The following is a 22980-nucleotide window of genomic DNA, read 5'->3' as shown; positions in this document are numbered from 1 at the left end:
CGCGATGGAAGTTCACAAGGAAGTCGACGCGCGCGGGCTCAACTGCCCGTTGCCGATTTTGCGGGCAAAGAAGGCGCTCGCCGACATGACGAGCGGTCAGATTTTGAAAGTGCTCGCGACCGACCCGGGATCGCAACGCGATTTCGCGGCCTTCGCGAAGCAGACCGGCAACGAGATCGTCGAATCGACCGCACAGGACAAGACGTTCATCTTCCTGATGCGCCGGCGTTGAAGCCAACGAACGCACAAGCAAACGCCCAAAAGCAAAATGCCCGTCACGCAGGTGACGGGCATTTTTTTCATCCGATCCGGCCAGAAAGTCAGTCTTCGAGAATCGGCGCGCGATTGCGCAGATATTCCTCGAATTCCTGCTTCACTTCCGGATGACGCAGCGCGAACTCGACCGTCGCCTTCAGATAGCCGAGCTTGCTGCCGCAATCGAAGCGCGTGCCCTGATACTTGTACGCGAGCACTTGCTCATCCGACAGCAGCGATTGAATCGCGTCCGTCAGTTGCAGTTCTCCGCCCGCGCCCGGCTTCAGCGCGCGAATGTGATCGAAGATGCGCGGCTTCAGCACGTACCGGCCGACTACGCCCAGGTTCGACGGCGCCGCGGCGGGTTCCGGCTTTTCGACGATTCCCGACAGCTTGAAGATGTTGTCTTCCCATTCCTTGCCGTCGATGATGCCGTAGGACTTCGAATCCTCCGGCGGGATTTCTTCGACGCCGATCACCGAGCTGTGATAGTGATCGAAGACTTCGATCATCTGCGACATGACGGGCGGCTTGCCGTACAGCAAGTCGTCCGCGAGGATCACGGCGAACGGATTGTCGCCGACGAGCTTCTCCGCGCAGAGCACAGCGTGGCCGAGACCGAGCGCTTCGGCCTGACGCACGTAGAAGCAGTCGACATGGCTCGGCTTGATGCTGCGCACGAGTTCGAGCAGCTTGTCCTTGCCGCGCGCTTCGAGTTCCGCTTCGATCTCATAGGACTTGTCGAAGTGATCTTCGATGGCGCGCTTGCTGCGTCCCGTCACGAAGATCATTTCGGTAATGCCGGCCGCCATTGCTTCTTCGACCGCGTACTGAATCAGCGGCTTGTCGACGACAGGCAGCATTTCCTTCGGGCTGGCCTTGGTCGCGGGAAGGAACCGCGTGCCCAGACCTGCGACGGGGAAAACCGCTTTGGTAACTTTTAGCATGTGATGACCCTGATCCTCTTAATCAATGAAACGTCGAGACAGACGGAGCGGATCGATAAATGATTCGAACCCTCAAATTCAAGCAGGCAGACGCAATAATTGGGCCTGAAGCTTCTCGATAGTGGTTCCGTATTCTGCCAGCCTTTTACGCTCCTGTTCAACGACAGCGGCCGGCGCTTTTGAAACAAAGCTTTCGTTTCCGAGTTTCGCGTTACATTTTGCGATCTCGGCCGTCAGACGGTCCACTTCCTTGGTCAGGCGCTCGCGTTCCGCGGCGATATCGATTTCGACTTTCAACACGAGCTTGCTCGTGCCGACGATCGCGACGGGCGCGCCATGAGCTTCCTTGTCGAGGGCGGCTTCGTCGTCGATGATCTTCACTTCGGAAAGACGCGCGAGGGCAGCGATATACGGTGCGAACGCGGTGAGGCGCGCCGCGTCGCCGTGCGCGAGCAACGGCACCTTCACCGCGGGCGACAGATTCATTTCGCCACGTAGATTACGACATGCATCGATGACACTCTTCAGTTCGGCAGCCCACTGTTCTGACGATTCATCGATCTTTTTCTGCTCGGCGCGCGGATAAGGCTGCGTCATGATCGAGACTTCGCCTTCCTTCGCGCCTTGCGGGAAGGCGTCGGTGAGAGGGGCAACCTTCTGCCACAACGCTTCCGTGATGAAAGGAATGATCGGATGCGCGAGGCGCAGCACCGTTTCGAGCACACGCAAGAGCGTGCGACGCGTCGCCCTCTGCTGCTCGGGCGTGCCGGTCTGGATCTGCACCTTCGCGAGTTCGAGATACCAGTCGCAGTACTCGTCCCACACGAATTTGTAGATCGCGCTCGCGACGTTGTCGAAACGATAGTCCGCGAAACCCTTTTCCACTTCGGCTTCCACGCGCTGAAGCAGCGACACGATCCAGCGATCCGCCTGCGAGTAATCCGTGTAGCCGCCAGGGCCGCAATCGCCTGGTTTGCACGCGCCCGGATTCGCAAAACCGCAATCGTGGCCCTCGCAGTTCATCAGCACGAAACGCGTGGCGTTCCAGAGCTTGTTGCAGAAGTTGCGATAACCCTCGCAGCGCGCGAGATCGAAGTTCACGTTGCGGCCGAGCGTGGCCATCGAGGCCATCGTGAAGCGCAGCGCGTCGGTGCCGAACGACGGAATGCCTTCGGGGAATTCCTTGCGCGTCTTCTTCTCGATCTGCGCGGCGGCCTTCGGATTCATGAGGCCGGTCGTGCGCTTGGCGACGAGCGATTCGAGGTCGATGCCATCGACGATATCGATCGGGTCGAGCGTGTTGCCCTTGCTCTTCGACATCTTCTGGCCTTCGGCGTCGCGCACGAGTCCGTGCACATAGACGGTGTCGAACGGCACCTTGCCGGTGAAATGCGTGGTCATCATCACCATTCTGGCGACCCAGAAGAAGATGATGTCGAAGCCTGTCACGAGCACCGACGACGGCAGGAACGCCTTCAGTTCCTTCGTCTCGTTCGGCCAGCCGAGCGACGAAAACGGCACGAGCGCGGACGAGAACCAGGTGTCGAGCACGTCTTCATCGCGCTTGAGTGCGCCTTTGTAGCCTTGCGCGTCGGCTTCGGCGCGGGCTTCTTCTTCGGTCTTCGCGACGAAAATCTCGCCGTTCTCGCCGTACCACGCGGGAATCTGATGGCCCCACCACAACTGGCGCGAAATGCACCAGTCCTGGATGTTTTCGAGCCACTGATAGTAGGTGGTCGTCCAGTTCTCCGGCACGAACTTGATCTGGCCGTTGCGCACGACATCGAGCGACGTTTCCGTGATCGACTTGCCCGGATTGAAGGTGCCTTCGGGCGCCGGCTTGCTCATCGCGACGAACCACTGGTCCGTCAGCATCGGTTCGATGACCACGTTGGTGCGGTCGCCGCGCGGCACCATCAGCTTGTGCGGCTTGACGGATTCGAGCAGGCCGAGCGCTTCGAGATCTTTCACGACGGCTTTGCGCGCGTCGAAGCGATCCATGCCGCGATATTTTTCAGGCGCGTTGTCGTTGATCTTCGCGTCGAGCGTGAGAATTTCGATCTGCGGCAGCTTGTGGCGCTGGCCGACGGCGTAGTCGTTGAAGTCGTGCGCGGGCGTGACTTTGACGACGCCGGTGCCGAATTCGCGATCGACGTATTCATCCGCGATGATCGGGATTTCGCGATCGCATAGCGGCAACGTCACCGTCTTGCCGATCAGATGCTGATAACGCTCGTCTTCCGGATGCACCATCACGGCGGTGTCGCCCAGCATGGTTTCCGGGCGCGTGGTCGCGACCGTCAGATGACCGGAACCGTCCGGCAGCGGATAGTTGATGTGCCACAGGCTGCCGTTTTCTTCTTCGCTCACGACTTCGAGATCGGACACGGCGGTGCCGAGCACCGGGTCCCAGTTCACGAGCCGCTTGCCGCGATAGATCAGCCCTTGTTTATAGAGCGTGACGAACACGTCGCGCACGGCGGCCGACATCTTGTCGTCCATCGTGAAGTATTCGCGCGACCAGTCGATCGATGCGCCCAGACGCCGAACCTGATTCGTGATGGTCGAGCCGGATTGCTGCTTCCACGCCCAGACGCGCTTCAGAAACTCTTCGCGGCCGAGGTCATGGCGCGAGATGCCTTGCGCATCGAGCTGGCGTTCGACGACGATCTGCGTCGCGATGCCCGCGTGGTCCGTGCCCGGCACCCACAGCGTGTTTTCGCCCAGCATGCGGTGATAGCGCGTCAGGCCATCCATGATGGTCTGGTTGAACGCGTGCCCCATGTGCAGCGTGCCGGTGACGTTCGGCGGCGGCAACTGGATGGAGAAATTCTTCGCGCCTTCCTTGAACGTGGGAGCGGCGTATCCGCGCTTTTCCCATTCCGGGCCCCATTGGGACTCGATGTTTTGAGGCTCGAAGCTTTTTGCCAGTGTGTTGTCGCTCATGTCGTCGTTCGTCTAGATCTGAAAGCAGGGAATCCGTCAATTATAGCGGTGCCCACGTGGCCTACTCGTACGGTGCCCGAGTGCCCCGTAAGAGCGATATCTGGAAGTAATTGTCAAAAGCGCGCTCTGTCCCTGTATCGCAAAAAGCCATGGTTCTACGCTGGCGGATTCGCACGCGTGCATCCGGCACGAGTGGCGCAAGAGAAAGGGGCGAGATGACCACAGATCAGGAGTGTCAGAAGGTTAGCGTCGCGGGCATGGTCCGCTTGCAGACTTTGGCAGTGTTGAATAGTTGCGGCTATATCGACGATAAAACGGCCCTGCGGGTGCTAGAGTCGATGGACCAGATGTCCGAGATCGACCTGCGCTTCGATTCCGCGCGCGCGATGCTCGACTGGCTCATTCAAGAAGGTTTCCTGGATGAGCAAGCGGCGGAAGCGGCGGCGGTCCGTTTCGTGGAAACGCTGGAGACGGACAAGGCGCCCGAGGACTTGTTGCAGTACGAGTCGGTCGTCGGGCAGATCGACCCGCGTTTCCGGGCGCCATTCGCGGCGTTCGCCGCGCGCACGCGCAAGAAGGTGAAACGTCGCATGATCGGATATGCATCGGCGTTTTGCGTGATCTTCGCGGCGGTCGGGGCCTACACCCTCTGGTCGGCAAGCACGCCATCCTGCGCGGCAAGCAGCACGAAGGACGCGCTGTTCCGGATCGGCGTCCAATCGAAGAGCGATCTCGCCACGAAGCGTCCGGGCCTGTCGCTGAACGATGACCGCGATTTGACGCCACGATTTTCGGATTTCCAGGAAGTGGGCTACGACGATGGCGACAGATCGCGCGGTTGCACAGCGGTCATCAAAGCGGGGGAGGCGACGAGCCCCATAGGCTACGTGATCCGGCCCAGGGAAAAGAATGGTGAGTTCGAAGTGCACACCTATCCGTACGAATACGTCGCCGCGCGCTACAACGAGGCCGGGCTGAACAAGGCGCTGGGCGCCCCGCTCGGCCGCGACGCGATTCGCGCGGCGGTCATCGCGGGAATCAAGGGAATCGACGATCGCGTGGGCAGACGGTCGCCGTCGCATCACAAACCGGTGTACGGGGAAGATGTGCCGAGGACGATGGAAGCGAGGGTCATCGGCGTGCTTCCGGCAGCGGATTGCCGCAGGATCGATGACCATTCCTACGCATGTCCGGTTTTGGTCGACTATAAGGACGATCTGTTGAGCGTTATCGGTGCGATGCCATACGTGCAGCTCAAGGGCGAATTCGTGTTCGAGCGGGATCGGGACGCCTGGAAAGTGGCGAATGGCTTCGATGACAAATTTCTGAACACGCTTGTGAACGGACGTGTGCGAAATACGCTAGGCGCGGACGCGGCCCAGAAAATGCAACAATCCATGGAAAGTAGGCCGTCTGCGCCGTAATCGAGTGTCGGCTGCGATGGGCGACGCGGAAAGTCGTCGAAGAACCGGACATTTATAATGCTCGCTTACCTCGACGCCTCTTTCCCATGCCCGACCTGCTCGCGAATCTGAATCCCGAACAACTCGCCGCCGTGACGCTCCCGGACGAGCCCGCGCTCATTCTCGCGGGCGCCGGCAGCGGCAAGACGCGCGTGCTCATCACGCGCATCGCGTGGCTGATCCAGCAGGGCTACGCGTCGCCGCCGACCGTGCTCGCCGTCACCTTCACGAACAAGGCCGCGCGCGAGATGATGGCGCGCCTGTCCGCGCTGCTGCCCATCGATACGCGCGGCATGTGGATCGGCACGTTTCACGGCTTGTGCAACCGCATGCTGCGCGCGCATTACCGCGACGCCGGCCTGCCGCAGACATTCCAGATTCTCGACACGGCCGACCAGCTGTCCGCGATCAAGCGGCTGATGAAAGGCCTGAACGTCGACGACGAGAAGTATCCGGCGAAGAATCTGCAGTACTTCATCAACAACGCGAAGGAGCAGGGCCTGCGTCCGAAAGACGTCGACGCCACCGATGCGTTCAATCGCAAGTTCGTCGAGCTTTACGAAGCCTACGATCAGCAATGCCAGCGCGAAGGCGTCGTCGATTTTCCCGAACTGCTGCTGCGCTGTTATGAACTCCTCGCGCACAATCCGCCGCTGCGCGCGCATTATCAGGCGCGCTTTCGCAACATTCTCGTCGACGAGTTTCAGGACACGAACAAGCTGCAGTACGCGTGGCTCAAGCTGCTCGCGGGCGAGCACAACGCGATCTTCGCGGTCGGCGACGACGACCAGTCGATCTACGCGTTCCGCGGCGCGAACGTCGGCAACATGCACGATTTCGAGCGCGAATTCCGCGTGCGCAATCTCATCAAGCTGGAGCAGAACTATCGCTCGCACGGCCATATTCTCGATACCGCGAACTATCTGATCGCCAACAACGCCAACCGGCTCGGCAAGAATCTGCGCACCGACGCGGGACACGGCGAGCCGGTGCGCGTCTACGAGGCCGCAACGGATTCGCAGGAAGCGGGCTGGATCGTCGAGGAAATCAAGGCGCTCATCAATACGGGCGTGTCGCGCGGCGAGGTCGCGGTGCTTTATCGCAGCAACGCGCAGTCGCGGACCATCGAACATACGCTCGTGAACGCGGGCATTCCGTATCGCGTGTATGGCGGTCTGCGCTTCTTCGAGCGGCAGGAAGTGAAGCATGCGCTCGCGTATTTGCGTCTCATCGACAATCCGAACGACGACACCGCGTTCGCGCGCGTCGTCAATTTCCCGACGCGCGGGATCGGAGCGCGCTCCATCGAGCAAGTGGCCGACGCGGCGCGTCTCTACAACTGTTCGATGGCCGCCGCCGTGCCGTACGTCACCGGCAAGGCGGGCACGAGCCTCGGCGCATTCGCGACGCTCATCGCGAAAATGCGCGCCGAAACGCAGCAGATGAGCCTGCCGGAAACCGTCGAATACGTCGTGCGCGCGAGCGGTCTCGCCGCGTTCTACGAAACCGAGCGAGAGGGCCAGGATCGGCTCGAGAATTTGCAGGAACTCGTGAATGCGGCGGCGGCGTTCGTCAGCGAGGAAGGCTACGGGCTCGATACGCCCGCGCGCTCGATTCCGCTGCGTCCGGGCGCGTCGGCGCTGCCGGAGATCGTCAGCGAGGACGGCGAGATCGAAGTGCTCGATGCGCCCGGCATCGCCGATCCCGCGCAGAATCCCGACACGATGACGCCGCTCGCCGGCTTCCTGTCGCACGCATCGCTCGAAGCCGGCGACAACCAGGCGCAGGCCGGCCAGGACGCCGTGCAACTGATGACCGTGCACGCGGCCAAGGGCCTCGAATTCACGGCGGTGTTCATCACCGGGCTGGAAGAGGGCTTGTTCCCGCACGAGAACAGCGCGCAGGAATCGGACGGGCTGGAGGAAGAGCGGCGTCTCATGTACGTGGCGATCACGCGCGCGAAAGAGCGGCTTTATCTGTCGTTCGCGCAGAGCCGCATGCTGCACGGCCAGACGCGCTACAACATCCGTTCGCGTTTCTTCGACGAATTGCCCGAAGGCTCGCTCAAGTGGCTCACGCCGAAGATGGAGGCGGGCGCGCGCTGGGGCGGACGCGCCGACAACGCCGGCTGGGGCCGCGACTGGTTTGCGCGTCCCGGACAGGAGCGCGGCGGTTCTTCCGGCTATGCGCGGGATCAGGGCGCCAGCGCGGCATTGCCGTCGTTCGCCAACGAGCAGCGCGCGGCGGAATCCGGCTTCAAGGTCGGCCAGGCCGTGTTCCATACGAAGTTCGGCGAAGGCACCGTGACCGCGCTGGAAGGCTCGGGCGGCGACGCGCGCGCGCAAGTGCGCTTCAAGCGCCACGGCGAAAAGTGGCTCGCGCTGGCCGTGGCGAAACTGCAGGCCGTCGAATGAAGACGAAGCGGCTCGGCATCATGGCGGCGCTGCCGCAGGAACTGGGCGACCTCATCGCGCAGATGCGCTCGGCAGGCGAAGTTCGCACCGTGACGCTCGGCCAGCGCGAGTATTACGTCGGCGACGCGCATGGGCTGCCGGCCGTCGTCACGCTCGCGCGCATCGGCAAGGTGGCGGCGGCCGCGACCGCGAGCGCGCTCATCCATGTGTTCGAAACCGATGCCATCGTTTTCACAGGCGTCGCGGGCGGCGTGCGGGCGGACGTGCAAGTGGGCGATGTCGTCATCGCCGATGCTTTGCTGCAGCATGATCTCGACGCATCGCCGCTCTTTCCGCGCTACGAAGTGCCGCTGCTCGACCGCGCGCGCTTCGAGGCCGATCGCGCGCTTTCCGATGCGCTCGCCGCCGCCGCCGATGCGTTCATCGCCGACGAGGGCGGTACGCTGACGGAGCGCTTCGCCGTCGCCGGGCCGCGCGTGCATCGCGGGCTGATCGTGAGCGGCGATCGCTTCATCGCGAGCCACGACGCGCTCTTCGGCTTGCGCGACGCGCTGCCCGACGCGCTCGCGGTCGAAATGGAAGGCGCGGCCATCGCGCAGGTCTGCTACGAGCACGGCGTGCCGTGCGCGGTCGTGCGGACCATTTCCGATGCGGCGGACGCCGCCGCGCCGCTATCGTTCACCGAATTTCTGACGTCGATCGCCGCGACTTACTCGTCGGGCATTTTGTCGCGCTTTCTCCGCGCTGCCGGCTGATCGAGCGCCGAATCCCACGCGGACGCGGCTTTCCACGGGCCGCGCATCGTCGAAAATCCTGCTTGTAGTTGAGAATGATTCTCAATACAATGACTCGCACACCGTGAGGCAGACACAGGAGGCCCGACGACATGACCAACGATTTCACCGCCATCGGCACGATGGGCGAAGCGCGCCCGGCGTCCGAAAGCGGCGAGCGGGGCGAGCGTTGCGCTGTTTGGGCGAACGCCGCGAGAGTGCTCGAAACCACGCGCCGCGCGTGGACGGAGGCGACGGCGCAGGCGGCGCAGGCGGCGCAGGAATCGGCTCGCCGCGCGCCACGCGCCACGCAGCCCAAGAAACGCGTGGTGCCGCGGCGTTCCCGCTGGCCGTCGCTCGTCGCCGCGCTCAACTACTGGAGTCCGAAACCGCTGTGAACGCCGCCGACCTTGCACCGAAATCCATCGAACTCGACGAGCGTCTTTTCGACGCGAGCCGATTCCCGCTCGTGCGCCTGCGTCCGCGCGCCGTGAAACCGGGCTATGCGTTCGCATGGGGCGCGCAGATGCGCCGTCTCGTGCCCTCGCGACGCCTTTCGTTCTCGTGGCCGAGCACGACGCAAACGAAACCGCCGACGACGCCCGTCTGCGCGCCGCGTGGATGCGCACGCATCGCGCGATGCTGGCCGCGTACTGCCGCGGCCTGATCCTGATCGAACCGCGCATCGAGGCGCGCGCGAGCACGCGAGAAACGCTGCGCGCATTGACGGACGGATGCGGCGTACGAACGGTCGTCGTGTCGAGCATGCGCGTCGCGGGCGAGCTTGCGCCGGTGCTGCTCAAGCACACCGCGTCCGAGGGCCGCGCCGCAGCGCGCACCCGGGCGCTCTGACGCGCCGGACCGATCAGGGCGCGCCCGGTCTGGCGCGGGTTGGACGGCTGCTCTATGCTCAGGGCTCAGCCAACGCCGCTTTGCAGAGGACGCGCATGCCGACTTACCGAGAAGCGTATCGACGGTCGATCGACGAGCCCGAAGCGTTCTGGGCCGAACAGGCCCGTCGCATTCACTGGCAGACGCCGTTCGAGCGGGTGCTCGACCGCAGCAAGCCGCCGTTCGCGCGGTGGTTCGTCGGCGGCAAGACCAATCTGTGCCATAACGCCGTCGACCGGCATCTCGCGTCGCGTGCGCAACAGGACGCGCTCGTCTACGTATCGACGGAAACGGGCATCGAGCGCCGCTACACCTACGCCGAGCTGCACGCGGAAGTGAACCGCATGGCAGCCGTCATGCGCTCGCTGCACGTGAAGAAGGGCGATCGCGTGCTCATCTATCTGCCGATGATTCCCGAAGCGCTCTTCGCGATGCTCGCGTGCGCGCGCATCGGCGCGATCCACTCGGTCGTGTTCGGCGGCTTCGCGGCGCCGAATCTCGCGGCGCGCATCGACGATGCCGAGCCTGCGCTCATCGTCACCGCCGATGCCGGCGCGCGCGCGGGCAAGGTGATCGACTACACGCCGCTCGTCGACGAAGCGCTCTCGCGCGCCGAATACAAGGTGCCGCAAGTGCTCTTGATCGACCGGCAACTCGCGCCCGAGCGCTTGCAGGCGAGTTATCTCGTCGCGTACGAACCGCTGCGCGAGCAATTTTTCGACGCGCACGTGCCGTGCGAATGGCTCGAATCGAACGAGCCGTCGTACGTGCTCTACACGTCCGGCACGACGGGCAGGCCGAAGGGCGTGCAACGCGATGTCGGCGGTTACGCGGTCGCGCTCGCCGCATCGATGGAGCACATCTTTCAGGGCGCGCCGGGCGACACGATGTTCACCGCATCGGACATCGGCTGGGTCGTGGGGCACAGCTACATCATTTATGCGCCGCTGATCGCCGGCCTCACGACCGTGATGTACGAAGGCACGCCGATTCGTCCCGACGGCGGCATCTGGTGGCGGCTCGTCCAGCAGTACAAGATCAATCTGATGTTCACCGCGCCGACCGCGATCCGCGTGCTGAAGAAGCAGGATCCGGCGCTGATGGAGAAATACGATCTGTCGAGCCTGCGCACGCTGTTTCTCGCGGGCGAGCCGCTCGACGAGCCGACTGCGCACTGGATCCAGAGCGCGTTGAAAAAGCCCGTCATCGACAATTACTGGCAGACGGAAACCGGCTGGCCGATGATCGCGATTCCGCGCGGCATCGAAGAATTGCCGTCGAAGCTCGGCTCGCCGGGCGTACCGTCGATGGGCTTCAATCTCACGCTGCGCAACGAAGCGACCGGCGATGCCTGCGCGCCCGGCGAGAAGGGCGTCGTCACGCTGGCGTATCCGCTGCCGCCGGGCTGCATGCAGACGGTGTGGCGCGACGACCAGCGCTTCGTCGACACGTACTGGAAGAGCGTGCCGAATCAGATGGTCTATTCGACCTTCGACTGGGGTGTGCAGGACGAGGACGGCTACGTGTCGATCCTCGGCCGCACCGACGATGTCATCAACGTGGCGGGGCATCGGCTCGGCACGCGCGAGATCGAAGAGGCGTTGTCGGCGCATCCGGCGGTCGCGGAGGTCGCGGTGGTCGGCATCGCCGATTCCGTGAAGGGGCAGGCGGCCGCGGCGTTCGTCGTGCTGCGCGATGCGGATCGCATCAATGCGCCGGGCGCGCGCGAGGGCATGGAAGCGGAGTTGTGTCACGCGGTGGATTCGCAGCTCGGCGCGATCGCGCGTCCGGCGCGCGTGCATTTCGTGACGATGCTGCCGAAGACGCGTTCGGGGAAGCTGCTGCGACGCGCGATCGCGGCGTTGGCGGAAGGGCGCGATCCGGGCGAGCTGCCGACGATCGAGGATCCGGGCGCGTTGATGCAGGTGAGGGAGGCGTTGGGAAACTGAGCGCCCAAAACACAACGGGCACGCGGTCCGGCGTGCCCGTTGTGATCGTCATCGCGTGCGCTCAGGCCTTCGCCTTCCCCTCATGCGTCTTCGGCAACAACACCGTCAACACGCCCAGCAACGGCAGGAACGCGCAAACCTTGTACACATAATCGATGCTGGTCGCATCCGCGAGATGCCCGAGCACCGCCGCGCCCACGCCGCCCATGCCGAACGCGAATCCGAAGAACAAGCCCGCGACCATCCCGACCTTGCCCGGAATCAGTTCCTGCGCATACACGAGAATCGCCGAGAACGCCGATGCCAGCACGAGCCCGATGATCACCGACAGCACGCCCGTCCAGAACAGGTTCGCGTAAGGCATCAAGAGCGTGAACGGCGCGACGCCGAGAATCGACACCCAGATCACCGCCTTGCGCCCGACCTTGTCGCCGACCGGACCGCCGATGATCGTGCCCGCCGCCACCGCCGCGAGGAACACGAACAGATGGATCTGCGCGGCCTGCACCGAGATGCCGAACTTGCTGATCAGATAGAACGTGAAGTAACTCGTGATGCTCGCCAGATAGAAGTACTTCGAGAACACGAGCAGCACGAGCACGCTCATCGCCATGACGACCTTGTTGCGCGGCAGCGTCGCGTGCGCGGTCTGCGCGCGGCCCTTCTTCGTCGCCGGATGACGCTTGTACCAGCGGCCGATATTCGCCAGCACGAACATCGCGACGAGCGCGGCCACCGAGAACCACGCGATGCTCTTTTGCCCGTGCGGGATGACGATCAGCGCGGCGAGCAAGGGACCCAACGACGAACCGGCGTTGCCGCCGACCTGAAAGAGCGACTGCGCGAGACCGTGCTTGCCGCCCGACGCCATGCGCGCCACCCGCGACGATTCCGGATGAAACACCGACGATCCGCAGCCGACCAGCGCCGCCGCGATCAAGAGCGTGCCGAAGCTGCCCGCGACCGACATCAGCAAGAGACCCGACAGCGTGAAGCCCATGCCGACCGGAAGCGAATACGGCTTCGGATGCTTGTCCGTGTACAGGCCGACGAGCGGTTGCAGCAGCGAAGCCGTCACCTGATACACGAGCGTGATGAGGCCGATCTGTCCGAACGTGAGCGCGAATTCGCTCTTGAACATCGGATAGATCGCCAGAATCAGCGACTGGATCATGTCGTTCAAAAGGTGCGAAAAGCTGATCGCGCCCAGAACGGAATAAACGGTGCGTTGCGCGCCCGCTGATGTCGCGGCGGAAGCGTTTGCAGAAGCGTTGGCGGAAGCGCCGGCCGATGCGCCGGAAGGCGACAAAGCGCCCTTGTCGATGCTCGTTTGCATAGTGATGGCTTGTGAAAGCAGGAAAGCGTCTCGGAATCGATCTTTTGTCAGTGCGACATTTATGCGCAGACTGAATTTCTGACAAGTGTAGGCTGTCCCCGACGCGTTGTCCTGCCAAGCTTTGTCGCGAATCGGACAGGATCGGCAGCGAATCCAGCTGCGATTTCGTCGCACGCAAGGTTTTTTGGCCGGTTATAAGAAGCGACGGCGGAGCGAACGAACGTGCGCTCCTGCTAAAAAAAGGCTCAAGAAAGCCCGCAAACCTGCCGTATTCCCGGCAGGGATCAGACCAGGACACGCCTCACGACGGCCAAGTCCAAAGAACAAATTCGGGGATTCGATCGATGAAACTGTTTTCGCTACGCGGCGCAAAAGACGCGGGCTTCATGGCGCATGACGAAGCGAAGCGCACGCTATCAGTCAAGGCATCGCTCAGGCTGGCTTTCGGACTCGTGCTCGCGGGCACGCTCGTCATCGGCGCAATTTCGCTCACGCAGATCAGCCGTCTGAACGGCGCGACCGAATCCATCTACACGCAAGGCTACGTCGCGAGCCGCGCGGCCGAGGAAACGCGCGGCTATCTGCTGCGCGCGAGCCGGTCGCAGAAGATGCTGCTCACCGCGAGCACGGCGAAAGAGCGCGACGATCTCGGCGCGCAGATCGAGCAATCGCTCGCCGAAATCGGACGTGAACAGGCGCAGCTCGCGCAATACATCGATCACGCCGACAAGGACGCGCTCGCGCAGCAAAAGAACTTCTCGATCGCGCTCGGCAAGTGGGCCGAGAATCTGCGGACGTTCGTGAAGCTCGTGAAGGAGCAACCGCTCGATCTCTCGCAGATGAACTGGCAAGTCGGCATGCAGGACGTGTCGCTGCTCGTCGAAACGGGCAAGCTCGAAAAGATGGTCGATGAACTCGTCGCGCGCCGCGGCGCCGCAGCCAAGGCGACGATCGAATCCGCCGCGTTCATCTTCCATTCGTCGTTCGTGATGGTGTCGGTGCTGACGCTCGCGTTGTTCGCGCTCGCGATCGTCGTCTCCGAATGGGTCGTGCGGCGTCTCGCCGGCCAGCTCGGCGGCGAGCCCGGTTATGCGAAGGACATCGCGCGTCGCATCGCATCGGGCGATCTCGCGTATCCGGTCAAGCTCAAGCGTCGCGACGACGCGTCGATGCTTCACGCGCTCTCCGAAATGCAGGCGGGACTGTCGTCGACCGTCGGCGATATCGCGGCGAGCGCGGAGGCGATCGCTTCGGCATCGAGCGAGATTTCAACGGGCAACGTCGACTTGTCGCGCCGTACCGAGGAGCAGGCCGTCGCGCTGGAAAAAACCGCGGCCAGCATGGAGCAGCTCACGTCGACGGTGCGTCAGAACGCCGACAATGCGAAGCAGGCGAGCACGCTCGCGGCGAGCGCGTCGGAGATCGCGGAGAAGGGCGGCGCGGTCGTGGGCCGCGTCGTCGAAACGATGCAGCGCATCGATGCGAGCGCGAAGAGCATCGGCGACATCATCGGCGTGATCGAGGGCATCGCCTTCCAGACCAACATCCTCGCGCTGAACGCGGCGGTCGAAGCGGCGCGCGCGGGCGAGCAGGGGCGCGGCTTCGCGGTCGTCGCGGGCGAGGTGCGCAGTCTCGCGCAGCGTTCGTCGTCGGCGGCGAAGGAGATCAAAGGGCTCATCGATACATCGGTGTCGCGCGTGTCGGACGGCTCGACCTACGCGCAGGAAGCGGGCGCCACGATGGAGGAAGTCGTCAAGGCCGTGCGCCGCGTCACGGACATCATGGGCGAGATCTCGGCGGCATCGGCGGAGCAGAAGACGGGCATCGAGTCGATCGGCGAGGCCGTCACGAAGATGGACGCGAACACGCAGCAGAACGCCGCGCTCGTCGAACAGGCGGCGGCCGCCGCGCAATCGCTCGACGATCAGGCGCGCGCGCTCAAGTCGCTCGTCGGAAAATTCCAGTTGGCTTGACGCAAGGCTTGAGGATAGAATCGCGGACGGGCGCGGCAGGGCGCCCGGTCTCGCGAAAGTCTTACGCACCTGCCGTGCAGCACCTCAACTTTGGATCGAACCGCAACGTCGAACCTTTATAGCCGCAGCGAGAACGGCGCAACAAAGGAACAACGTCATGTGGTCTACATCCTGTCCGATCTCTTCTTCCGTTTCCAATAGCGACTATCTGCGCGAACATGCGCGGCGTCTGCTTCGTCACGCCCGAGACGGCGATACGAGCGCGTCGATGCCCGTTCTGCGCCGCCTGCTCGCGGCGAACGTCACGCGCGCGGAACGCCTCGCCGATCTGCACGCGATGCGCGACGATCTGCAACTGAAGCATCTGCTTTCGATGCTCGCCGTCGAACTCGGCTACCCAGGCTGGGACGCGTGCAAATTCCACATCGACGAACAGCCGGACGCGGCGATCGACCGCTATCGGCTCGACGCCGGCGCGTTCAACGACTACGAGAAGAACTGGTTTGCGAACGAATCGGAAGCACGCGAATGGCAGCGCGCGCACGGCGGCTATATCGTGCGATACGGCGAGCAGGCCGTGGCGATTCTGAAGCGGGAATAAGGCGGAGGAAGGGGTCTGCGCGCAAGAAGGAAGCCGCTCAGATGAGCTCGACTTCCTTCCAGTTCGCGCTAAAGAAAAAACGGCTCAGCTCCTTCGTGAGCTCGTTCAGTGCGCTCATCTCGGCGGGCGAGATCTTGCGCACGTGTTGCGGCGAGGTCCAGTCGCCGTAGATCAGCGCGACGGTCGTATCGTTCGATTTCACCGGCAGCACGACGAACGCCTGCGCTTCGCCGAGCGTCTCCTTGTACCAGCGCGGCAGGCGGGCGTCGATGCGCGCGTCGTGCGCGTTCTCGATGAAGATGCCGACCGGATTGCTGATCGCGAGATGAAACACGTCGGGCCGGAACTCCGCCGAGAAGCGCAGTTTCGGCAACATCGGCTCGACGCCCGCGCCGAGGCCGAGACGCGCGTGGAATTCGTTGTTGGCCTGGCGCACGAACACCACGGTGCGCGACAGATGCAGGCTGCCGAGTATCGATTCCGACGCGAGCGCGAGCGCCGGCGCGAGCGCATTCTTCGACGGCAACGAGCGCAAGTCCGCGACGCTCGCGCCGATGCGCGCCTCCGCCGATACGTTCGCGCGCGCCATGGCATCGGCGTTGGCCTGCAGCTCGGAGATCTCGCGCATCACGCCGTCGCTCGCTTCTTCGTTCGCGAGCGCGAGGCTCATCGACGTGAGCGTGTCGGCGTCGGTGTTGAGCGGTCCGGTGTAGCGGTTCGCGATATCGAAGAGCACCGATTCGCGGCCGTCCGCGGCCACGTTTTGCGCCGTGAGCGCGTCCGCGACTTCGGTCGAATAGTTGGAGATCGCGCGCAGCCAGCGAACGTGCTTCGGCACGGTTTCATCGACGGGCGCGTTCGGATCGGTCGCGCGCATGCCTTCGCGAATCGTCTCGGGCAGACGCCAGCGGTCCGCCGCTTCGAGGCCGATCTCGTCGAAGGTGACGCCGAGCAGCGCGGCACAGGCGGCGCTGTCGGGGATGTTCTCCGAAGCGGCCTTGCGGCGCAACTGATCCCACTCGTGTTCGAGATAGAACGCGACGAGCAGCTTGCCGATCTGCCGCATCAGCGTGCAGACGACCGCTTCCTCGGCGGAGCGCAAGTCCTTGTGCTCGGTGAGCTGCCGCGCAACCGCGCCCGAGAGCAGGGTGCGGTTCAGTTCGAGCTTCGCGTCGATACGGCGCGGCGCGCTCTGATGGAAGTGGTCGACGAGCTTCAACCCGACGACGAGATGACCGACGGCGTCCATGCCGAGCACCATCAACGCGCGCGTGACGGTGGTGATGTTGCCGCCGAACGCGATGTACATCGCCGAGTTGGCGAGCCGCAGCACCTTCTGCGTGAGGCCGACGTCCGACAGCACGACTTGCACGAGGGACGTGAAGTCGAGGTCGTCATCGCTCATTGCGGACACAGTCGAGCGCAGCGCCTGAGACAGCATGGGGAAATCCCCGCGCTCGCTCATGCGCGACCACAGCTTGTCCAGTAGTTCGGCCTTGGTGCGTGCCATTGCAAAAAATAAGAACTCGTTCGTTACGCGACGGCTAACCCGAGGCGGTCCTGCAATCCAGCACCCAACAACGAAATGTACACGTTATTAGGGAGTTACGGCGCGTGCTTCGATTAAAACACGAACAATCGTCCGTTCATAATGTCTCGTGCAATACGAGCGAATGCGACTGGAACGAGCGCGCCAGCTCGTCCGACGGCAACGCATGGCTGATGAGCCAGCCCTGAATATGGTCGCATCCGAGGTCCGCGAGCAAATCCCGCTGCGCCTCGGTTTCGACGCCTTCGGCCACCAGCTCCAGTCCGAGCGATTGCGCCAGCCCGACCACCGCGCTCACGATCGCGCGATTGTTTCGGGACGTAATCAGGTTCTCGACAAAGCTGCGGTCGATCTTGAGCTTCGAGAGCGGAAAACGTTGCAAATAGGCGAGGCTCGAATAGCCCGTGCCGAAATCGTCGACGGCGAAGCGGATGCCGATCGTCGTCAGCGTTTCGAGCAGGCGCGTCGCTTCCTCCGGATCGTGCATCAAAAGGCTTTCGGTGATCTCGAACACGAGCCGCCGCGCGTCGATGCCGGTGAGCGCGAGCGCTTCCTTCACTGCGGCGGTGAATCGTTTGTCGCGGAACTGCTGCGGCGACACGTTCACCGACACGTAATCGAGCCGGATGCCGATCGCGTCCCACTGCACGATCTGCATGCACGCGGCCTTCAGCACCCAGTTGCCCAGATAATTGATGAGGCCGATGGATTCCGCGAGCGGAATGAACGTCGACGGCGGCACGAGCCCGTGCACCGGATGATTCCAGCGCATCAGCGCTTCCACGCCGACCACCGCGCCCGTGCGGATCTTCGTGATCGGCTGGAAGTAGAGCGAGAACTCACCGTTGCGCACGGCTTCGTACAGGTCCGCTTCGAGCTTGAGGCGCTCGGCGTCGGCGGGGTTGTCGTCGATCGTGTGGAAGACGAGCGCATTGCCGCCCGATTCCTTCGCCTGCGCGAGCGCCTGATCGGCCATGCGCAAGAGGTTGGTCTGCGCTTCGCTTTTCGCGAGCCTGCCCGCCTGATCCGGATACAGCGCGACGCCCACGCTCGCCGACAAATGCGTGTGCTGCCCGCGATGCCGGTAGGGCTGCGCGATCGCGGTGAGCAAGCGCCGCCCGAGACTTTCGGCGAGTTCCGCCGTGGTGCCGGGCGGCAGCAGCACGGCGAATTCGTCGCCGGCCACGCGCGCGACGCGCTCGCCGTGTCCCGCCGTATGCTGGATGCGCCGCGCGGTTTCGCGCAGCAGCTCGTCGCCGGCGTCGTAGCCGAGCGCGCGGTTGATGCGCTGATAATCGTCGATGTCGAGCAGCACGAGTCCCGCGTGCGTGCGCGTGAGTTCGGCTTCGTCCTGCGCCGCAACGATCGCGGCCTTCAGGGCGATGAGATTGTCGAGGCCCGTCAGCGCATCGTGATTGATCGTATGCACGAGCGCCGCTTCGCGCTCGCGCCAGTGCGTCACGTCGAAGGCGGCGAGCGCGAAGCCGGGCATGCCGCGCGCGGCCGTCGACACGAGCCGCAACTCGACGCAGATCGGATAGGTGAGCGACTTCACGACCGTCAGCGTCGCCGATTCGAGCTTGCCGCTCACGCGCGCCCGCGCGACGAGCGCATGCAGCTCGTCGGCTTCCTCGGATGCGACGAGATCGTGCAGCGTCAGCATGCTCAGATAATCGCGGTGATAGCCGATGAACTCGATGCTCGCATCCGATACATACTGGAAGCGCAGCGCATCGTCGAGCTGGGCGAGGAAGTCGACCGCGCCGAGCGTGGCCTCGGACGCGTCGGTCAGGGCATTCGCGACGGCGGCGACGGGCGCATCCGGCGCGCCGGCCCCGGGCGATGTCGCGGGCGCGGGCGGCTCCCCGGCGCTCTCGGGATGCCGCTCGCGCGCGGCGCTTCCCCATGCGCGAGAGAGCGCATCGAGCGCGATGCGCCACGGTGCGCGGCGGGAGACGTTGATCCGGTTCGCTTGCATGGTCTCGTTGGTTTCTGGCGGCAGCGCCTGCTTTTTCGGCCAGGCGGCGGCGCGCGGAACACGCGCCTCGCGGGTTCCGGCCGGGACGTGCCGCAATGAGGCGCGACACGCTCTATCAGGCGAGTTATCGGCGCGATCGGGGATTTCTTTAACCGGCGGCGCGGATGCGGCGGGCGCATCGCGGCATCAAGAATGTCCAGTTATTGTCGATATGAGGTTTCATATTATCTCGTCAGGAGAATTCGGTTACAGTGGCGCGTTTGCGGCCGGGAACCCGTTCTCTCGTCGGTGTGCCGCCGGACGCAGGGCTTTCGCCGTGCTGTTGACCATCAGAATTCCGTTCGACTCGTTCGCCCCATGATCGAATCCACCAAGCGGCCGGCCTGTGCCATAGCCAAGGCCATCGAGCCGGCCATCACGCAACGCTTCACGGCGCCGCCGCGCGCATCCGACCGGTCCGCGCCATGCCCGATTCTTCCCTGAAGCGCGCGGCATCGGCGCGGCGCGGGCAAAGCGTCTATGTCGGGCGTCAGCCGATCCTCGACGGCGAAGGCGCGCTCGTCGCCTACGAACTGCTCTTTCGCGACAGCCCCGACAATCGCGCCCGCATCCACGACGACGTGCAGGCGACCGCGCATGTCGTCGCGCGCACGATCGGCGAGATGGGCGTGCCGGCGGTGCTCGGGCCGCATCCCGGTTACGTGAACATGAACCGCGAGCTGCTGTTCGACGACATCGTCCACATCATGCAGCCCGAGCGTTTCGTGCTGGAGCTGCTGGAAAGCATCACGTTCGACGAGTCGCTATTCAAACGCTGCGCGCAGTTGCGCAACGCGGGCTTTCGCTTCGCGCTCGACGACGTCGTGAAGCTCGACGACGCGCTGCATGCCGCGCTGCCGACCGTCGATATCGTCAAGGTCGATTTCCTCGCCGCGGACGATCGGCATCTGCCGCTACTCGCTGCGGAGGTGAAGCGGCGCGGCAAGCTGCTCGTGGCGGAAAAGATCGAGACGTTCGACGATCTGACGCGCGCCAAACGTCTCGGCTTCGATCTCTTTCAGGGCTATTTCTTCGCGCGGCCGCAGGTGCTTTCGGCGCGGCGCGAGAGCCCGGCGCGCGGCTCGCTCCTGCGCCTCATGGCCGTGCTCGCCGGCGAGCCGGGCCTGCGCGAGCTGGAAGCGGAACTGAAGCGCAATCCGGATATCGTCGTGCAGCTGATGCGTCTCGCGAATTCGAGTGCGCAGACGCGCGGGCGGCGCGTGTCGTCGTTGCGCGAGGCGATCGCCGCGACCGGCACGCGCCAGTTGATGCGCTGGGCGCAGCTGCTGCTTTACGCGGACGGCAGCGGTTTGCCGTGGCGCTCGGATCCGCTGCTGCAACTCGTCGGCACGCGCGCGCGCTTCCTGGAGCTCGCGGCCGAAAAGCTGCGTCCCGCCGACGAAGCCTTCTCCGACGCCGCGTTCATGACCGGCATCTTCTCGCTCGTGCATGTCGTGCTGAACATGCAGCCCGTGGAAATTCTCGATAAGCTCCATCTGGCGGCCGAAATCCGCACGGCCATTCTCGCGGGCGAAGGCTTGCTCGGCGCGCTGCTCGGCATCGCGCGGGCTGCCGAGCGGGGCGATGCGCCCGCCATCGACGCGAGCCGGCACGCGCAGCCATCGCTCGACGTGCTCACGCCCGCGGTGCTCGCTAAACTGCAATTCGAAGCGGCGGCGTGGTTCGCGCAACACCGGATGGATCAGGGCGAGGACGACGCATAGTTGGCGTCTTTGCATGAACGAGGTCTTCGAAAGGAGCGCGCATGAAAAGATTTTCCGGTATGAAAGCGGCTGCTGTTCTGGCGATGGCCGCGGCCGCGGCCGTTTATCCGCTCGTCGCAGGCGCGACGCTCAAGCCCGGGGATGCCGCGCCCGACTTCACCGCGCAGGCGTCGCTCGGCGGCAACGTGTACGACTATTCGCTCGCCGATGCCCTCAAGAAAGGCCCGGTCGTGCTGTACTTCTATCCGGCGGCGTTCACGAAGGGCTGCACGATCGAGGCGCATGAGTTCGCGGAAGCGGTCGATCAGTACAAGGCCGAAGGCGCGACGGTCATCGGCGTGTCGCACGACAACATCGATACGTTGAAGAAGTTTTCGGTGAGCGAATGCCGCAGCAAGTTTCCGGTCGCGGCGGACGAAAACTCGAAGATCATCAAGTCCTACGACGCCTCCATGCCGATGAAAAGCACGATGGCCAAGCGCGTGTCCTACGTGATCGCGCCCGACGGCCGCGTCATCTACGAATACACGAGCCTGTCGCCGGACCAGCACGTCGCCAACACGCTGCAGGCGCTGCGCGACTGGAACGCGAAGCACAAGGCGCAGTGATACGCTGCGGTCTCATCGATTGAGCGTGCGGGAGGCGCGATGCCCATCGTCGTCGGACTGATCGTCTTAGGATTGCTGATTTACGGCGCGATATGGTCGTTCGACGCGCTACACGCGCACTTCGGCCTCGGCGTCGCGGTGGCGGTTGCGATCGTCGTGCTGGCGATCATCGCGGCGGGCGTGATGCGCTGGCTCGCGAGCCGCCGCGAGATCGCGCCGAATCTGCGCAAAGGCGAACACGGCGACTGGACCCACGAACTCAAATCCGACTGGGGCGGCGTGCGGGTCGCGGCGGGCAAGCGTCTGTGCGATGTGCGCGTCGGCGACGAGCGCGGCAGCTATATCTTCGCGGACCTGCGCGGCGCGCGCATGCGGCAGGCGAATGGAACGAACGGCGCGTGGCAGGTCGTGCTCGACGTGCGGGACGCGAAGCACGGCGAATGGACGCTGCCGATGCGCGATCGCGGCGAGGCGCACAAATGGGCGCGCATCCTGTCGCTCGCCACGCAGCAGAAGCTCTGACTATTCCGCGTGATAACCCATGTCGCCGCGTACCTTGCCGCGGAACACCCAGTACGACCAGATCACGTAGATCATCAGGACGGGCAGCAGAAACATCGTCCCGATCAGCAGAAACTGATGCGACAAGGGCGCGGCGGACGCATCCCAGAGCGTGACCGAAGGCGGCGCGATGAACGGCCACAGGCTGATGACGAGCCCCGTGAACGCGAGAAAGAAGAGCCCGATCGAGCACAGGAACGGCAGCACGTCGCGGTCTTTCGCGAGGCTCGACCAGAGCGTCCACGCGAGCAGCACGGTGAGCACAGGCACCGGCGCGAACGCCAGGCTGTCGGGGAAGGCAAACCAGCGCGCGGCAATGCGCGCGTCCTTGAGCGGCGTCCACAGGCTGATGAGCAGAATGAACGCGATCACGCCGATGAGCGCATAGCGCGCCATCTTGCGGCTCCAGTCCTGCAGTTCGCCTTCGGTCTTGAGCACGAGCCACGTCGTGCCTTGCAGCGCATAGCCGAAGATCAGCCCCACGCCGACGAGCAACGGAAACGGCGCGACCCAGTTCCAGCTCGTGCCGGCGTAGACGCGGCCTTCGATCGGGAAGCCCTGGATAAACATGCCGAGCACGATGCCCTGCGAGAACGTCGCGACGAGCGAGCCGCAGCCGAACGCACCGTCCCACAGCCATTTGCGCGCGCCGGTCACTTCGCGGAATTCGAACGCGACGCCGCGAAAGATCAGCCCGAGCAGCATGAAGAGAATCGGGAAATAAACGGCCGGCACGATGATCGCGAACGCGAGCGGAAACACCGCGAACAATCCGCCGCCGCCGAGAATGAGCCAGGTCTCGTTAAAGTCCCAGACGGGCGCGACGGAGTTGATCATCAGATTGCGCGATTCGGCGTCGCGGCGCAGCAGAAAAACCATGCCTACGCCGAGATCGAAGCCGTCGAGCAGCACATACATGAACACCGCCAGCGCGAGAATGGCGGCCCACAGCGGCACGAGATCGAGCATCGCG

At 64.0% G+C, this 22980-nt stretch carries 18 protein-coding genes; 12 read left to right on the top strand and 6 right to left on the bottom strand.

The window, feature by feature from the left end; all coding sequences use genetic code 11:
* The first annotated feature begins 4 nt into the window (after positions 1-4).
* On the top strand, positions 5-232 hold the full coding sequence (locus LDZ23_RS09230; RefSeq protein ID WP_008341954.1) for a sulfurtransferase TusA family protein: 228 nt from the start codon (positions 5-7) through the stop codon (positions 230-232).
* An 88-nt stretch (positions 233-320) separates the two neighbouring features.
* On the opposite strand, the gene galU is transcribed toward LDZ23_RS09230, so the two are convergent.
* Both galU and LDZ23_RS09220 read right to left on the bottom strand, forming a co-directional pair.
* Entirely contained in the window at positions 321-1202 is an 882-nt protein-coding gene (gene galU / locus LDZ23_RS09225; RefSeq protein ID WP_244807449.1) for a UTP--glucose-1-phosphate uridylyltransferase GalU, read from the bottom strand.
* A gap of 78 nt (positions 1203-1280) precedes the next feature.
* A complete protein-coding gene (locus LDZ23_RS09220; protein WP_008341952.1) occupies positions 1281-4148 on the bottom strand; it encodes a valine--tRNA ligase in 2868 nt (955 codons plus the stop codon).
* A 215-nt stretch (positions 4149-4363) separates the two neighbouring features.
* Here LDZ23_RS09220 and LDZ23_RS09215 point away from each other — a divergent pair, with 215 nt between their 5' ends.
* The 6 genes from LDZ23_RS09215 to LDZ23_RS09190 all read left to right on the top strand — a co-directional run bounded on the left by LDZ23_RS09215 (position 4364) and on the right by LDZ23_RS09190 (position 11638).
* Positions 4364-5572 carry a hypothetical protein gene (locus LDZ23_RS09215; RefSeq protein WP_244807448.1) on the top strand — a complete coding sequence of 403 codons (1209 nt, stop codon included), beginning with the start codon at positions 4364-4366 and terminating at the stop codon, positions 5570-5572.
* Positions 5573-5658: 86 nt separating this feature from the next.
* A complete protein-coding gene (locus LDZ23_RS09210; RefSeq protein ID WP_008341949.1) occupies positions 5659-8025 on the top strand; it encodes a UvrD-helicase domain-containing protein in 2367 nt (788 codons plus the stop codon).
* A complete protein-coding gene (locus LDZ23_RS09205) occupies positions 8022-8780 on the top strand; it encodes a 5'-methylthioadenosine/adenosylhomocysteine nucleosidase (protein ID WP_244807447.1) in 759 nt (252 codons plus the stop codon). Before LDZ23_RS09210 ends, LDZ23_RS09205 begins: the two co-directional genes overlap by 4 nt.
* A gap of 131 nt (positions 8781-8911) precedes the next feature.
* Complete coding sequence (locus LDZ23_RS09200; RefSeq protein WP_244807446.1) at positions 8912-9196, top strand: hypothetical protein; 285 nt, start codon at positions 8912-8914, stop codon at positions 9194-9196.
* A 115-nt stretch (positions 9197-9311) separates the two neighbouring features.
* Positions 9312-9650: a hypothetical protein gene (locus LDZ23_RS09195; RefSeq protein WP_244807445.1), complete on the top strand. Its 339-nt coding sequence runs from the start codon at positions 9312-9314 to the stop codon at positions 9648-9650.
* Positions 9651-9745: 95 nt separating this feature from the next.
* Entirely contained in the window at positions 9746-11638 is a 1893-nt protein-coding gene (locus LDZ23_RS09190; protein ID WP_034473029.1) for a propionate--CoA ligase, read from the top strand.
* A 61-nt stretch (positions 11639-11699) separates the two neighbouring features.
* Here the strand turns inward: LDZ23_RS09190 and LDZ23_RS09185 are convergent, their stop codons facing one another.
* The gene (locus LDZ23_RS09185; protein ID WP_008341940.1) at positions 11700-12974 is read right to left on the bottom strand and encodes an MFS transporter; all 1275 of its coding nucleotides are present in this window, start codon (positions 12972-12974) and stop codon (positions 11700-11702) included.
* A 344-nt stretch (positions 12975-13318) separates the two neighbouring features.
* Between LDZ23_RS09185 and LDZ23_RS09180 the strand changes: the two genes are divergently transcribed.
* Positions 13319-14947, top strand: coding sequence for a methyl-accepting chemotaxis protein (locus tag LDZ23_RS09180; RefSeq protein WP_008341939.1), 1629 nt, complete (start codon positions 13319-13321; stop codon positions 14945-14947).
* Positions 14948-15104: 157 nt separating this feature from the next.
* Positions 15105-15548, top strand: coding sequence for a hypothetical protein (locus LDZ23_RS09175; protein ID WP_244807444.1), 444 nt, complete (start codon positions 15105-15107; stop codon positions 15546-15548).
* Between the two features lie 37 nt (positions 15549-15585).
* On the opposite strand, the gene LDZ23_RS09170 is transcribed toward LDZ23_RS09175, so the two are convergent.
* On the bottom strand, positions 15586-17058 hold the full coding sequence (locus LDZ23_RS09170; RefSeq protein WP_008341937.1) for an HDOD domain-containing protein: 1473 nt from the start codon (positions 17056-17058) through the stop codon (positions 15586-15588).
* Positions 17059-17194: 136 nt separating this feature from the next.
* Positions 17195-19075 (bottom strand): putative bifunctional diguanylate cyclase/phosphodiesterase, encoded by a 1881-nt coding sequence (locus LDZ23_RS09165; protein WP_008341936.1) that lies wholly within the window; start codon positions 19073-19075, stop codon positions 17195-17197.
* Positions 19076-19539: 464 nt separating this feature from the next.
* On the opposite strand from LDZ23_RS09165, the gene LDZ23_RS09160 reads away from it, so the two are divergent.
* The 3 genes from LDZ23_RS09160 to LDZ23_RS09150 are packed head-to-tail and all read left to right on the top strand — an operon-like array spanning position 19540 to position 21968.
* Positions 19540-20838 carry an EAL and HDOD domain-containing protein gene (locus LDZ23_RS09160; protein WP_008341935.1) on the top strand — a complete coding sequence of 433 codons (1299 nt, stop codon included), beginning with the start codon at positions 19540-19542 and terminating at the stop codon, positions 20836-20838.
* Positions 20839-20879: 41 nt separating this feature from the next.
* A complete protein-coding gene (locus tag LDZ23_RS09155; RefSeq protein WP_008341934.1) occupies positions 20880-21446 on the top strand; it encodes a peroxiredoxin in 567 nt (188 codons plus the stop codon).
* Between the two features lie 39 nt (positions 21447-21485).
* Positions 21486-21968: a hypothetical protein gene (locus tag LDZ23_RS09150; protein ID WP_034473033.1), complete on the top strand. Its 483-nt coding sequence runs from the start codon at positions 21486-21488 to the stop codon at positions 21966-21968.
* Here LDZ23_RS09150 and cydB read toward each other — a convergent pair whose 3' ends face one another.
* A complete protein-coding gene (cydB, locus tag LDZ23_RS09145; RefSeq protein ID WP_034473035.1) occupies positions 21969-22976 on the bottom strand; it encodes a cytochrome d ubiquinol oxidase subunit II in 1008 nt (335 codons plus the stop codon).
* Positions 22977-22980: the final 4 nt, after the last annotated feature.

This window comes from Caballeronia zhejiangensis (assembly GCF_022879815.1).
Lineage (GTDB): Bacteria > Pseudomonadota > Gammaproteobacteria > Burkholderiales > Burkholderiaceae > Caballeronia > Caballeronia zhejiangensis.
The sequence above is the reverse complement of the archived record's forward strand: the minus strand, read 5'-3'. Positions and strand labels throughout refer to the sequence as shown.

Excerpts from the sequence above, each read along its gene's own strand:
- LDZ23_RS09230 (WP_008341954.1), top strand. The coding sequence starts at position 5 with ATGGAAGTTCACAAGGAAGTCGACGCGCGCGGGCTCAACTGCCCGTTG.
- galU (WP_244807449.1), bottom strand. The coding sequence starts at position 1,202 with ATGCTAAAAGTTACCAAAGCGGTTTTCCCCGTCGCAGGTCTGGGCACG.
- LDZ23_RS09220 (WP_008341952.1), bottom strand. The coding sequence starts at position 4,148 with ATGAGCGACAACACACTGGCAAAAAGCTTCGAGCCTCAAAACATCGAG.
- LDZ23_RS09215 (WP_244807448.1), top strand. The coding sequence starts at position 4,364 with ATGACCACAGATCAGGAGTGTCAGAAGGTTAGCGTCGCGGGCATGGTC.
- LDZ23_RS09210 (WP_008341949.1), top strand. The coding sequence starts at position 5,659 with ATGCCCGACCTGCTCGCGAATCTGAATCCCGAACAACTCGCCGCCGTG.
- LDZ23_RS09205 (WP_244807447.1), top strand. The coding sequence starts at position 8,022 with ATGAAGACGAAGCGGCTCGGCATCATGGCGGCGCTGCCGCAGGAACTG.
- LDZ23_RS09200 (WP_244807446.1), top strand. The coding sequence starts at position 8,912 with ATGACCAACGATTTCACCGCCATCGGCACGATGGGCGAAGCGCGCCCG.
- LDZ23_RS09195 (WP_244807445.1), top strand. The coding sequence starts at position 9,312 with ATGGGGCGCGCAGATGCGCCGTCTCGTGCCCTCGCGACGCCTTTCGTT.
- LDZ23_RS09190 (WP_034473029.1), top strand. The coding sequence starts at position 9,746 with ATGCCGACTTACCGAGAAGCGTATCGACGGTCGATCGACGAGCCCGAA.
- LDZ23_RS09185 (WP_008341940.1), bottom strand. The coding sequence starts at position 12,974 with ATGCAAACGAGCATCGACAAGGGCGCTTTGTCGCCTTCCGGCGCATCG.
- LDZ23_RS09180 (WP_008341939.1), top strand. The coding sequence starts at position 13,319 with ATGAAACTGTTTTCGCTACGCGGCGCAAAAGACGCGGGCTTCATGGCG.
- LDZ23_RS09175 (WP_244807444.1), top strand. The coding sequence starts at position 15,105 with ATGTGGTCTACATCCTGTCCGATCTCTTCTTCCGTTTCCAATAGCGAC.
- LDZ23_RS09170 (WP_008341937.1), bottom strand. The coding sequence starts at position 17,058 with ATGGCACGCACCAAGGCCGAACTACTGGACAAGCTGTGGTCGCGCATG.
- LDZ23_RS09165 (WP_008341936.1), bottom strand. The coding sequence starts at position 19,075 with ATGCAAGCGAACCGGATCAACGTCTCCCGCCGCGCACCGTGGCGCATC.
- LDZ23_RS09160 (WP_008341935.1), top strand. The coding sequence starts at position 19,540 with ATGCCCGATTCTTCCCTGAAGCGCGCGGCATCGGCGCGGCGCGGGCAA.
- LDZ23_RS09155 (WP_008341934.1), top strand. The coding sequence starts at position 20,880 with ATGAAAAGATTTTCCGGTATGAAAGCGGCTGCTGTTCTGGCGATGGCC.
- LDZ23_RS09150 (WP_034473033.1), top strand. The coding sequence starts at position 21,486 with ATGCCCATCGTCGTCGGACTGATCGTCTTAGGATTGCTGATTTACGGC.
- cydB (WP_034473035.1), bottom strand. The coding sequence starts at position 22,976 with ATGCTCGATCTCGTGCCGCTGTGGGCCGCCATTCTCGCGCTGGCGGTG.